The 12,366-nt window shown below is 68.3% G+C and carries 10 protein-coding genes; 8 read left to right on the top strand and 2 right to left on the bottom strand.

From position 1 onward, the window contains the following. Positions 1 to 87 precede the first annotated feature (87 nt). Positions 88 to 939, top strand: coding sequence for a M15 family metallopeptidase (locus QQX04_RS01755; RefSeq protein ID WP_301125604.1), 852 nt, complete (start codon positions 88 to 90; stop codon positions 937 to 939). Between the two features lie 72 nt (positions 940 to 1,011). Here QQX04_RS01755 and QQX04_RS01760 read toward each other — a convergent pair whose 3' ends face one another. After that, positions 1,012 to 1,989, bottom strand: coding sequence for a patatin-like phospholipase family protein (locus tag QQX04_RS01760; protein ID WP_301125606.1), 978 nt, complete (start codon positions 1,987 to 1,989; stop codon positions 1,012 to 1,014). Between the two features lie 151 nt (positions 1,990 to 2,140). Next, complete coding sequence (locus QQX04_RS01765; protein ID WP_301125608.1) at positions 2,141 to 2,968, bottom strand: class II aldolase/adducin family protein; 828 nt, start codon at positions 2,966 to 2,968, stop codon at positions 2,141 to 2,143. A 285-nt stretch (positions 2,969 to 3,253) separates the two neighbouring features. Here QQX04_RS01765 and pgmB point away from each other — a divergent pair, with 285 nt between their 5' ends. From pgmB to QQX04_RS01800, 7 genes are all read left to right on the top strand, one after another. Further along, the gene (gene pgmB, locus QQX04_RS01770; protein ID WP_301125610.1) at positions 3,254 to 3,922 is read left to right on the top strand and encodes a beta-phosphoglucomutase; all 669 of its coding nucleotides are present in this window, start codon (positions 3,254 to 3,256) and stop codon (positions 3,920 to 3,922) included. 442 nt (positions 3,923 to 4,364) lie between these two features. Next, the gene (locus QQX04_RS01775) at positions 4,365 to 5,708 is read left to right on the top strand and encodes an ABC transporter substrate-binding protein (RefSeq protein WP_301125612.1); all 1,344 of its coding nucleotides are present in this window, start codon (positions 4,365 to 4,367) and stop codon (positions 5,706 to 5,708) included. 93 nt (positions 5,709 to 5,801) lie between these two features. Then, the gene (locus tag QQX04_RS01780) at positions 5,802 to 6,683 is read left to right on the top strand and encodes a carbohydrate ABC transporter permease (RefSeq protein WP_301125614.1); all 882 of its coding nucleotides are present in this window, start codon (positions 5,802 to 5,804) and stop codon (positions 6,681 to 6,683) included. Continuing rightward, entirely contained in the window at positions 6,680 to 7,561 is an 882-nt protein-coding gene (locus QQX04_RS01785) for a carbohydrate ABC transporter permease (RefSeq protein WP_301125616.1), read from the top strand. Before QQX04_RS01780 ends, QQX04_RS01785 begins: the two co-directional genes overlap by 4 nt. Beyond that, positions 7,558 to 10,140, top strand: a complete 2,583-nt coding sequence (locus QQX04_RS01790; protein WP_301125618.1) for a family 78 glycoside hydrolase catalytic domain — start codon at positions 7,558 to 7,560, stop codon at positions 10,138 to 10,140. Before QQX04_RS01785 ends, QQX04_RS01790 begins: the two co-directional genes overlap by 4 nt. Then, on the top strand, positions 10,137 to 11,189 hold the full coding sequence (locus tag QQX04_RS01795; RefSeq protein ID WP_301125620.1) for a family 43 glycosylhydrolase: 1,053 nt from the start codon (positions 10,137 to 10,139) through the stop codon (positions 11,187 to 11,189). Before QQX04_RS01790 ends, QQX04_RS01795 begins: the two co-directional genes overlap by 4 nt. A gap of 52 nt (positions 11,190 to 11,241) precedes the next feature. Continuing rightward, entirely contained in the window at positions 11,242 to 12,279 is a 1,038-nt protein-coding gene (locus tag QQX04_RS01800; protein WP_301125622.1) for a LacI family DNA-binding transcriptional regulator, read from the top strand. Positions 12,280 to 12,366 lie beyond the last annotated feature (87 nt).

Consider the following 12,366-nt stretch of genomic DNA (forward strand, 5'->3'; position numbering starts at 1 on the left):
ACCGTGATCAATCCGTTACCATTGGTCGGGTGTCCAGCCACCTGCGGCTGAACCCCTCGATGGCTCTAGGGATGTGTGATTTCTGACGTGAACCTGCGCTCGCACGCGCCGGAGACCGGCGAGACCGCTACCCGCGCACGGGGACATCACAAGTCCAGGCGACTCCGCCGGCTGAGGGAGACCCAGGAGCTGAAGATCCGCTCCACTCACCGCCGACGCACCACTCTCACGCGCGGCGGCGTCGTCGGGGCGTTCGCGCTCGCCATGCTCGTGTACCCCATCGCGGGAACGGTGCTTCCGTATGCGGCCGCTGTCGAGGAGCTGCCAGGCGTCGTCGTCGGCGAGTCCCCGTCGACCGCGCACGCGATCCTGGGACGCGGACCCCAGCTCGTGCAGTCGAGCCTCGACGCGCCCACGATCGAGGACGTGGCGAGCGCGATCGCGGTCTCCGATCGGTACACCGTGAGCCAGTACCTCCCGGAGTGCGACACCTCCACGATCGTGGATGCGCCCAACGGGCAGCTTCCCGCGAGCGAGCTCTGTCAGATCCCCGGTGGGGCCGACCTTCGCGCCGACGCGGCCGTCGCCTTCGCGGAGATGAACGCGGCCTTCAAGGGCAAGTTCGGCCGTGACATCTGCGTGGGTGAGGGCTACCGCAGCCTGTCCAAGCAGTACGCCACCAAGGCGAGCCGCGGCTGGTGGGCGGCCACGCCTGGCACCTCGGTGCACGGCTACGGCCTCGCGATCGACCTCTGTCAGGGCGACATGTACGGCGAGACGCGCACCTGGCTCAACCAGAACGCGGAGACGTGGGGCTGGGAGAACCCGTCGTGGGCCAAGACCACCAAGTACGAGCCGTGGCACTGGGAGTACGAGCCCGCCACCACCGACATGGACCTGTACGGCTCGGGCTACTACTCGAACGGCGTCTCCGACTGAGTCGTTGACGCCGACGGCGGGGCGTAGCCGTCCGTCGCCCACGGGCGGCGTGCCCGCACGAGGACGTGCGTATCAGTCGGAGGACGTCGCCGAGTCCCGGCGATCGCGTCGGCGCAGCAACGCCACAGCGCCTGCAGCCTCATTCCCGATCAGCGCTTCCGCGCGCTCTCGCACCTCGTCAGCGCGGGCGCGCAGGTCGTCTCTCACGGTGCTGAGGGGCGAGCTTGAAGCGCTCCGGATCTCGTCCGCGGCTGCACGTGCCGCTGCGGCCCCGGCCTCGTCCACCGGTCGCGGCTCCACGACCGCATAGTGCGCGAGCTCGCGCTCCGCGGCCTCGCGTCCCAGCTGGATCAGGCCAGGCAGGTCGCGGGCTACCCATTGCGAGCGCTGTCCGATCTGCGGCCGCACCATCGTGACGTGGGAGTCGATCTCGAGCTCGTGGACCTGGGTGCCCGTCCTGTATCGCGGGAGCGCATCCCACTCGGCCGCGAGCCGCACTCCGATGACATCGCTCGCGCCGATCTCGAAGGCCGCGGGCAGCGGCAGGTTCTGCACCACGCCGCCGTCGACGAGGAGGTGGCCGGCGAGCCTCTGCGGCCGGAAGAGTCCGGGAACCGCGATGGAGGCGCTCATGGCGTCGGCGAGAGATCCCTCGGAAAGCAGGACCGCAGAACCCGTGGCCAGGTCGGTGGCGACGGCGGCGAAGCGGATCGGCAGGTCCTCGATCAGCAGGTCTCCACCCGCCACCTCATCGATGGTCCGCCGGAGGCCGTCAGTGTCGAGGAGGCCGAGGCCGGGCATGAACGAGAAGGTGCCGAAGTCGCCCCACTGCGCGCGCAGCACCATCTCCTCGAGCTCGTACGGGTCCATGCCTGCCGCATAGGCGGCGCCGATGACGGAGCCTGCGGAGGTCCCGACGACGAGCTCAGGACGGATGCCACGTTCGTGTAGCACCTGGAGCACGCCCACGTGGGCGGCGCCGAGCGCGCCGCCTCCGCCGAGAGCGAGGCCGAGGCGCGGCGCGTAGCGCAGGTCGGTGCGGTCCTCCATGGGGACCATCGTAGGGAAGGAGGTGTCGCTTTTGGGAGGTTTCCTCGAGCAGGTGGAGAACCGAGGTGCCGGATCCGAACCTTTGGCCCCGCCGCACAGGACGAAGGCCCCGGGGGCAGCGCCCCGGGGCCTTCGTGTGAACGTGCGGGTCCTACTGGAGCCAGGGCGAGTCGATGCTGAAGGTCTCGGCGACGCCGCGGATCTCCGAGGCGCTGAGGCCCTCGGCCTTGCCCCCTGCCTGGAGGTCCATGAACTCGTACTTCGCTCCGGTCTCGGCGTACTCGACGCGGTCGACGGCACGGTAGACGGAGATGTCCGAGCGTGACATGGTGCCGTGCTTGGACCACAGCGTGATCTCGAAGTCGCGCAGGCCCGCGACGTTCTCGTTGCTCATCTTCTCGGAGCCGGGGATGCAGAACGGCAGGACCGCGATGCCCTGCGACAGCGACACGATGGTCTCCGGCTCCCAGCGCAGGATCGCGCGGTTCATGGCCTCGGTGGTCTGGTAGGCGGGAACGTGGCTGAGGTAGGTGAGGTGCGGCGGCTGCGCGTGGACGACGGCCTGGAAGTCGACGCCGCGGCGCTCGACCTGGTCCTGGTGGACCGCGAGGTGCGAGTTGAACTCCGACGTGAGCTTGGCGAAGCGGCGGACGTTCGCCGTGTAGAGGGTGCCGGTGACGCCGTCGGCGTGGACCTTCACCGCACCGATGGCCGCGAGGGGCTCCTCGTGGATCTGACGGAGGCGTCGGCCGGAGCCGGTGACGAGCAGGGTGCCGCCGGCGAGTGCCGGGGCCGGGACGGGCAGCGTGATCTCCTCGGCGTTGGGGAAGTGGCGGCGGACCTCGACCTCCCAGCCCATGTAGACGGAGATGTTGCCCGCGCCTGCCTCGGAGGCGTCGATCTCGCAGATGCGCGCGCCGGACTCTCCGATCTGTTCGATGAGCTCGTCGAGAGTGGGCTTCGGCTGGTCGATGGACATGGGGAGTTCCTTCCTGGGTTCGCGACGTCTGTGTCGCTGGGGGATCAAGACCTTGAAACGATTCAATCATACGCGTGACGCACGATCCGCGCCCAAGGTCCCAGAACTTCGGAACGAGTGCCACGGCTGCGCGGGCTGTGGTCGCGTCCTCGCGTCGTCGACGTGCCGGCGCGATCCTCGGCCTTCGGCCGCACCGTCGTCGGCGTGTGCTCTGTCCCCGGGGTGGAGTCCTCGCCCAGACTCACAGATACTGGCCACGCACGCGACTCGAGCTGGAGGATCCGCATGACCGACTACCGCGCAGCACTCTTCGACCTTGACGGGGTGATCGTGGACACCGCGGTGCACCACTTCGCGGCGTGGCGGCAGACGGCGGCGGAGCTGGGCTTCTCGCTTGCCGACGAGGATGAGGAGCTCCTCAAGGGAGTCGGGCGCATGGATGCCCTGAGGATCGTGCTGGGCATCGGAGGCGTCGAGGTCTCCGAGGACGAGCAGCAGCGTCTGGCGGCGGAGAAGAACGCCCGCTACGTGGAGGCGATCAGCACGATCACTCCGGACGAGATGCTTCCTGGCGCCCGCGAGTACCTGGTGTCGTTGCGTGACAGGGGAGTGCTGACCGCGCTCGGCTCTGCGAGCCGCAACGCGCCGATGATCCTCCAGCGGCTCGAGATCACCGACCTGTTCGACGCGATCATCGACGGCTCGGTGGTCTCGGAGGCCAAGCCCAATCCCCGGGTGTTCCTTGCGGGGGCGGAGGCGCTCGGGGCGGCTCCCGCCGACTGCGTCGTCTTCGAGGATGCGATCGCGGGCATCCAGGCGGCGCACGCGGGGGGCATGATCGCGGTGGGCATCGGCGAGCCCGAGGTGCTGACCGAGGCCGACGTCGTCATTCCGGGCCTGCACGCCGCGGGTTCGCTGTCCGCGCAGGGGATCGAGTTCGTCGGTTCACGCTGACGGATGGCGCGAGGCGGCCGCCCCACGGCGGCTCCCGGACCTCTGTCGAGGCGACTCCTGAGCCGCAGTCACGGCGACTGAAGGCCTTTTGAATTCTTCAATGGTATCGGTTCAATAACGGCGCCCTTCCGATCAGCTCCCCTGCGCGCGTGCCGAAGACTCGTGTGAACGCGAACATCGTGGCCCCGGGTTGGGCTCCACGAGCGGTCTCCTAAGCGTTCGGCAGCGCGAAGGCAGTCAAAGCGCCTGGTAAGAACTACTTTGGGGTGCGTCGGCGTGAGCGAGACGAACCGCTCCACTCGCCCATGTGACCCCTCTCGCCGCTGATGGTCAGATGTCGTTTACTCCTCTTGACAAGCCAGTGGGCGGTGCCTACTCTCCGAAATGAAGCGCTTCAAAGACGTCGCGCCTCTCATGGCTGATTCAAGGAGGAATCGTGAACATGACCCGTGCGCCCCGCCGCGCCACCCTCGCGGCCATCGCGCTCACCGGCGTGGGGGCCCTGACCCTCGCCGCGTGCAGCTCCGGTGGAGACACCGACACCTCGAGCAGCGGATCCGAAGGATCTGGCGGCTCCGAGGCCACTACCAGCACCGAGTTCACCTATCTGGGGCAGACCCAGAACAGCACCATCGTCAACACCCTCACCTCGCTCGAGTCCGGCGCGTGCTCGGCAGCAGCAGACGGCACCCCGCTCGTGCCCGACGCGATCGACGGCACCACGTGGGACCAGCAGCTCCAGGTCCTGGCAGGCAGCGACGCGCTGTCGAACATGTCGATGGCGGCCGGTACGCCGTCGCTCATGCAGGACTTCATCGACGCGGGTCTCGTGCTCAACCTGTCCGAGGCGTTCGACGAGCTCGGTGTGGACGGCGCGGTGCTCCCCGCCGCCGAGGCGACGCTCAAGCAGCTGTACCAGACCGACGACCTGTACGCGCTCCCCACCGAGTACAACATCGAGGGCTTCTGGTACAACATGGACCTCTTCGACCAGGCGGGAGTGGAGCCCCCCACCACCTGGAGCGAGCTCGAGGACGCCGCAGCGGCGCTCGACGCCGCGGGCATCCAGCCGTTCATCGCGGCAGGATCCGACGGCTGGCCCGTCACCCGACTCGTCGGCAACTACATCCTCCGCGACCTGGGCGCCGACGCGCTCCAGATGGTGGCCGACGGCGAGGCCAGCCTCACCGATCCCGAGTACGTCGCGGGCGCGGACGCAGTCGCCGCGCTCGGTGACGCCGGCTACTTCGGTCCGGCCGCCGGCTCGATCGACTACAACACCGCGATGAACCAGTTCCTCACCGGTGGCGGCGCCATGTTCTACATGGGCAGCTGGGCGCTCGGAAACTTCAACGACCCCGAGCAGAACCAGATCGGCGCCGAGAACATCGGCTACTTCGCCTTCCCTGAGGTCGAGGGCGGCGCAGGCAGCATCTCCGAGACCCCCGCGAACGCGGGCATCCCGGTCATGTTCACCACCGCCAACTACACCGACGACATCGGCGAGTGGGTCAAGTGCGTGGCCGAGAACTACGGCAACGTGGCCCTCGCCGAGTCCGGCCAGGTCACCGGCTTCACCGTCACGGAGACGCCTGCCGACCAGTCCGCGCTGACCACGATGGTCCAGGACGAGATCGCCAGCGCGACCGGCTCGGTCCTGTGGTTCGAGGCGGCGTTCACCTCCGAGGGCACCACGGTCTCGCAGACCAACGGTGGCGGGCTCGCCACCGGCGCCCTGTCCGGCGCTGAGTTCATGGAGCTCGTGCAGGCGGCCAACCAGGGCTGATCAGGCCCCGCGCACTCCTATCAGCCCGCGGTCCGGCCCTCGACTCACGTCGGGGGCCGGATCCGGGGACCCCCATCGACCGAGGACTTCACCGTGGATTCCGTCTTCCGCAACCGGGGCGCGACGCTGCTCATGCTCACCCCCGCCCTTCTCGTCTACACCGTCGTGATGCTCATCCCGATCGTGTGGTCCGTGACGTACACCTTCCAGTCCGGCAACGCAGTCACCGGCTTCGAGTTCGTCGGCTTCGACAACTGGATCGCCTTCTTCGGTGACGCGACCGCGATGGACGCGCTGTGGTTCACGCTCCGCTACGCGATCGTCATGACGACGCTGCAGGTCGCCGCCGGATACGGCCTGGCCCTGCTGTACATCTTCTTCCTGCGCAACAAGTCCTCGCTCGTGCGCGCCACCATCTTCTTCCCGGTGATCCTGCCGACCGTGGCGGTCGCGCTGATGTTCTCCCGGATGTTCGAGGCGGCGCCGACCGCCGGTCCCGTCAACACGATCCTCATGTGGCTCGGCGGCGATCTCACCGACTTCCTCGGTGACCCTGGCTACTCGTTCTGGGTGATCATCATCATGGACGTCTGGCGGTCCATGGGCTTCTACGCCGTGCTCCTCTATGCCGGGCTCGTCGAGATCCCGCAGGACATCATGGAGTCGGCCAGGATCGATGGCGCCTCCGGCTGGAAGCTGGTGCGCAAGATCGTCTTCCCGCTGTCCCTGCCGATCCTGCTGTCATCGATCATCTTCTCGATCAACGGCACGTTGAAGGTGTTCGACTCGATCGTCGCCCTGACCAACGGCGGCCCGGGCTCCGCGACGACACCGCTGACCCTCTACATGTTCAGGACCTCGTTCGCGTACGGCCAGTACGGCTACGGCAGCACGGTGGCGTTCATGCTCACCCTGCTGTGCCTGATCGCGACGGTCTTCGTCTTCCGCTCGATGCGAAAGGACGTCACGCGATGAGCGCCACCCAGCCGAACCTGTCAGCGCCGCAGCGCTCCCGCAAGCCGCTGAGCGTCATGCTGCGCCGTATCCCGGGCTGGGTGGGCGTCGCGCTCATCCTGCTGACGGTGATCTACCCGATGTTCTGGATCCTCATGGGATCGTTCAAGACCCAGCCCGAGTTCCTCTCGGAGCCGTTCTGGGCGCTCCCTCAGCAGTGGAACCTGGACAACTACGTCTCCGCGTTCGTCGAGGGAGGCCTCGGCACCTACATCAAGAACTCGGTGCTGGCGGTGTTCCCGTCGCTCGGACTCATCCTGCTGTTCGGCACGGCTGCGGCGTACGCGCTCCAGATCCTGGTGTGGAAGGGACGCAGCCTGATCCTCGTGCTGTTCCTGGCGGGCATCATGATCCCCACGCAGATGATCCTGCTCCCGCTGTTCACCGTCTACTTCAACGTCGGCATCACCAGCACGATCTGGCCGCTGATCATCACCTACACCGCGATCGGCATGCCTCTCACGGTCTTCATGATCGCGACCTTCATGAGGGCGATCCCCTCCGAGGTGTTCGAGGCGGCGACCCTCGACGGTGCGAACGTGTACCGGATCTTCTGGAACATCACCGTGCCGCTGGTGAAGAACGCGATCTTCACCGTCGCACTCGTCCAGTTCTTCTTCCTGTGGAACGACCTGCTGATCGCGCTGACGTTCGTGACCAAGGCGGACCTGCGGACCATTCAGGTGGGCCTCCTCAACTTCACCGGTCAGTACGGCGCGGTCGACTACGGTCCGCTCTTCGCGGGCATCAGCGTCACCGTGTTCGGCACGCTCGCGCTGTACATCTTCCTCAACAAGAAGGTCATGGCCGGCATGACGTCCGGGGCGGTGAAGGGATGACCGCCGTCACCGGCCTCAGGGCGGAGCTGCGCGCGGATGCGCTCGGCGTCGGCACCGCCGCCCCGCGCCTGTCGTGGCGCCTTGAGCAGGCGCCGGAGCCCGCCGAGCAGGCGGAGGCCCGCATGGTCTCGGCCGACGGCTCGTCGTCCACGGTCCCTCTCGTGGCCCCCGACGGCGTGCTCGTCGACTGGCCGTTCCCGGAGCTCGTCTCGCGGCAGAGGGTCGAGGTGTCGGTGCGGGCCCTGGTCGCGCGTGAGTGGAGCGACTGGAGCGAGCCCCTCGCCGTCGAGGCCGCCCTTCTCGAGCAGGGCGACTGGAGCGAACCTCTCGTGGTCCCTTCCGCTGCGGCGGTGCACGAGCTGCGGCCCTCGCACCTTCTCCGTGCGGAGTTCACGCTCGACGAGGCGCCGGCCTCGGCGCGCCTCTATGTCACGGCGCAGGGCGTGTTCACCGCGGCGCTCAACGGCGGTCCGCTCTCCGACGAGCACCTCGCTCCCGGCTGGACGAGCTACACGCACCGCCTGCGGTACCGCGTGCACGATGTCACCGCGATGCTTCGCGCCGGCGCGAACGTGATCGGCGCCGAGCTGGCCGATGGATGGTTTCGCGGGCGGATCGGCTTCGACGGCGGCCTGTGGGACGTGTTCGGTGAGCACGTCGGCCTCCTTGCCCAGCTCGAGGTGACCGACGCGCAGGGCGACACGCGCGTCGTCCCGTTGGGCGACGCGTGGAGGCAGATCCCTGGACCGGCGACACGGGTCGGCCTCTACGAGGGCGAGTCCTACGACGCGAGGCTCCTGCCGGACGGATGGCTCGAGCCCGGCTTCGATCCATCCGCGTGGCGGGTCCCGCAGCTGCGACCGGTGGTGGAGATTGGCACCGTGCTCGAGGCCGCGGTGGGTGAGCCTGTGCGGCCGATCGAGTCGCTGCGCCCCGTGTCCGTCGAGAAGCGGCCCTCGGGTCGCCTGCGGCTCGACTTCGGCCAGAACATCTCGGGGGTTCTTCGCGTGAAGGCTGACCTCCCTGCGGGCCGCACCCTCCGCATGCACCATGCGGAGGTCCTGGAGAACGACGAGCTCGGCACCAGGCCCCTGAGGGAGGCGCCATCGATCGACTCGTACACCTCCGACGGCTCAGGGCCCTTCTCGTGGGCGCCCCGCTTCACGATCCACGGGTTCCGCTACGCGGAGCTCGAGGGCTGGCACGGCGACCTTGCCGATGTGGACGTCGAGGCGCTCGTCATCCACACCGACATGGAGCGTCGCGGATGGTTCGCGTGCTCCGACCCCATGCTGGAGAAGCTCCACGAGAACACCGTGTGGAGCATGCGCGACAACTTCGTGGACCTGCCCACCGACTGCCCGCAGCGTGACGAGCGCATGGGGTGGACCGGCGACATCCAGGTGTTCGCGCCCGCGGCGGAGTTCCTCTACGGGGCCGACGGCGTGCTCACCTCATGGCTGCGCGACGTGGCTGCGGAGCAGGGGTCCGACGGCTGGGTCCCCAACTTCGTGCCGTGGGTCGAGTGCGGCTTCCCCCGAGGCGCGTCCGCAGCGTGGGGGGACGCGGCGACGATCGTGCCGTGGACCATGTATCAGCGCCGTGGCGACCTCTCCATCCTCAGGGAGCAGTGGCCCAGCATGAAGGCATGGGTCGACCACCTCGCGCTCAGGGTGGGGCCTGGGGGCGTAGTCGAGGGCTCGATGGAGCTCGGAGACTGGCTGGACCCTGCCGCGCCACCTGAGAACCCCGCAGCGGCGCGCACCGACAAGTACCTGGTGGCCAGCGCCTACGCGGTGCGATCGGCGCGCATCGTCGCGGACACCGCGGTGCTGCTGGGCGACCTCGAGGCGGAGGCGCACTACCGTGCGTTCGCGGAGAGGGTCGCGGAGGCGACTCGTCGGCGCTGGTTCGAGGACCTGGCCTCGATCGCGGACGCACCCACGGCGCTTGCGCTGGGCCTCGAGTTCGGACTCGTGGAGGATCCGGACGCTCGTCGTCGGCTCGGGGACCTGCTCGCCGCCGCGGTGCGCGAGGGTGGGCACCACGTGCAGACCGGCTTCGTCGGCACGCCCATCATCTGCGACGCGCTCGCGAGCTCGGGACACCTGGACGACGCGTACGCGCTGCTGCTCCAGCAGGAGTGCCCGTCGTGGCTCTACCCGGTGTCGATGGGCGCGACGACCATCTGGGAGCGGTGGGACTCCATGCTGCCCGACGGCTCCATCAACCCCGGCGGGATGACGTCGTTCAACCACTATGCGCTCGGCGCGGTGGTGGACTTCCTGCACCGTGTGGTCGCGGGCCTCGCGCCGTCGGCGCCGGGATATCGGGAGATCACGGTCCAGCCTCGCCCGGGTGGTGGGCTCACCTCCGCCTCGGCGAGCCACCTGAGCCCGTTCGGCATGATCGCCGTCTCGTGGGAGCTGGCCGACGGGCTTCTCGCCTTGGACGTCGAGGTGCCGACGGGAGTGTCCGCCCGCGTGATCCTGCCCGACGGCGGAGTCCACACCGTCGGCGCTGGCGCCCACCACTACAGCGCGCCGATGCCTGCCGCGCAGAAGGAGGCCACCCGATGACGGGCCAGAGATACACCAGCTTCCACCCGGGCAAGGAGTGGCTCGACACCTCCGGAAAGCCGATCCAGGCCCATGGCGGGTCGGTCATGGAGGTGGACGGCACCTACTACTGGTACGGCGAGAACAAGGAGTTCACGACTCCGGGCTCCGGGATCTGGCATTGGGGAGTGCGCTGCTACTCGTCGACCGATCTCTACAACTGGACGGACGAGGGTGTCATCATCCCGCCGGACGAGGACGACCCGACGTCGCCCCTCAGCCCTCAGCGCGGAATGGATCGGCCGCACATCCTCTACAACCCCCACACCGAGAAGTTCGTGTGCTGGATCAAGGTGATGTCCGGGTCGATCCAGCTGTCGACCACGCTCGTCGCCGACTCGATCCTGGGTCCGTACGAGATCGCGCGCCGAGACTTCCGGCCTCTGGGGATGTACGCGGGCGACTTCGACCTGGTCGTCGATCCTCACGATGGCAAGGGCTACTACATCTTCGAGCGGGTCCACACCGAGCTCATCGTGGCGGACCTCACCGACGACTACACCGACGTGACCGGCTACTACTCGACGCACTTCCACCACGGGAGGCCTCCGTTCACGCGGGAGGCGCCGTCGCACTTCCACCGGGCGGGTCGCGAGTACCTCGTCACCTCGGGGACGACGGGCTACTACCCGAACGTGTCGGAGGTCGCCTCCGCGGCGACGATCCACGGGCCGTGGGAGGTCGTGGGCGATCCGCACCCGGACGACGACAGCAGGACCTCGTACCGCACCCAGGTGAGCTCGGTGTTCAAGGTGCCTGGCAAGGATCTCTACATCGCGTTGGGAGATCGCTGGCTTCCGGACTACGACGCGCACGGCTCCGAGGCGTACGACCTCTTCGACGAGTACTTCGCGCAGATCGAGGCCGGTGCGCCCGATACGGGCATGCGAGAGCTCACCGTGCCGGACACGTCCCGTGCCCGCTACGTGTGGCTCCCGATCCGTTTCCTCGACGACGGTCAGGTGCGGATCGAATGGCACGACGAGTGGCGGCTTGAGGACTGGGTCTGAGCATGGGCGATGCGGTGGGCACGAGGACGGCGATCCCCCTATGATCGCCCGCATGAGCGAAGGCGACGGTGGTGGCCCCAAGCGAGCCTCCATCGCCGACGTCGCGGCGCTCGCAGGTGTCTCGCAGGGCACGGTGTCGAACGTGCTCAACCACCCCGAGCGTGTGTCGCCGAAGACTCGCGACAAGGTGGAGACGGCGATCGCGCGGCTCGAGTTCACGCCGCACGGTCCGGCGCGTTCGCTGGCCGCGGGGGCGACCCGTGCGCTCGGCCTGGTGCTGTCCGACATCACGAACTCGCTGTTCGTGGACATCAGCAGGGGAGTGGAGCGAGTCGCGGCGCAGCACGACGTGTTCGTGCTCATGGCCAACACGGACACGGACCTGGAGCGAGAGCGCCGCTACCTCGCAGCGTTCGATGCGACGCAGACCCTCGGGACGCTGGTGACCATCAACGACGCGAGCCACTATCGGACCCTGGTCGACGCGCATCGCAACGGCAGGCCTCTGGTGTTCCTGAACTACCGCGGCGCTGGCGACACGCACTGCACCGTCCACACCGACAACCGCGAGGGCGGCCGCATCGCGGCGCGGCATCTCGCAGAGATCGGGTGCACGCGGCTCGCGCTGGTCGGCGGGCCCGAGTGGCTTCAGCCTGTCGCGGACCGCAAGGCGGGGTTCGAGGAAGCCGCGGCCGAGGCGGGCGTCGAGATCGTGGCGTACGAGGATGCCGGCGAGCTGAACAGGGCCTACGGCTGGAGCGTCGGTCGGGCGCTGCTGTCGAGGGTGCAGAAGGGCGAGGTCGACGGCATCTTCGCTGTCGCGGACCTCATGGCGGCCGGGGTGGCCCAGGCCTTGGCGGGCGCCGGGGTCTCGATCCCGGAGGACGTGGCGATCGTCGGCTACGACGACAACCGTGCGGCGTGGGACGGCCCTCTGCCGCTGACCACGATCCGTCAGCCCGGCGAGGGGATGGGTGCCGCCGGCACCCGACTCGTCTTCGAGGAGCTCAGCGATCCGTATCACGAGCATCGCGTGGTGAACCTGAGCCCCAGCCTCGTGGTGCGACGAAGCACCGTCGCTGGGGTCTAGCTCGGGCCTCGAGGGGCCTTCCCTCCAAGTTAGTTGCACCTACAACCAACATGCGCTACATTTACATGCGTTCGCAACTAATTTGGA

Origin of the sequence: Demequina zhanjiangensis, from assembly GCF_030418315.1 — a bacterium.
In the GTDB taxonomy this organism is placed as follows: Bacteria; Actinomycetota; Actinomycetes; order Actinomycetales; family Demequinaceae; genus Demequina; species Demequina zhanjiangensis.

Excerpts from the sequence above, each read along its gene's own strand:
- QQX04_RS01760 (WP_301125606.1), bottom strand. The coding sequence starts at position 1,989 with ATGGAGGACCGCACCGACCTGCGCTACGCGCCGCGCCTCGGCCTCGCT.
- QQX04_RS01765 (WP_301125608.1), bottom strand. The coding sequence starts at position 2,968 with ATGTCCATCGACCAGCCGAAGCCCACTCTCGACGAGCTCATCGAACAG.
- pgmB (WP_301125610.1), top strand. The coding sequence starts at position 3,254 with ATGACCGACTACCGCGCAGCACTCTTCGACCTTGACGGGGTGATCGTG.
- QQX04_RS01775 (WP_301125612.1), top strand. The coding sequence starts at position 4,365 with ATGACCCGTGCGCCCCGCCGCGCCACCCTCGCGGCCATCGCGCTCACC.
- QQX04_RS01785 (WP_301125616.1), top strand. The coding sequence starts at position 6,680 with ATGAGCGCCACCCAGCCGAACCTGTCAGCGCCGCAGCGCTCCCGCAAG.
- QQX04_RS01790 (WP_301125618.1), top strand. The coding sequence starts at position 7,558 with ATGACCGCCGTCACCGGCCTCAGGGCGGAGCTGCGCGCGGATGCGCTC.
- QQX04_RS01795 (WP_301125620.1), top strand. The coding sequence starts at position 10,137 with ATGACGGGCCAGAGATACACCAGCTTCCACCCGGGCAAGGAGTGGCTC.
- QQX04_RS01800 (WP_301125622.1), top strand. The coding sequence starts at position 11,242 with ATGAGCGAAGGCGACGGTGGTGGCCCCAAGCGAGCCTCCATCGCCGAC.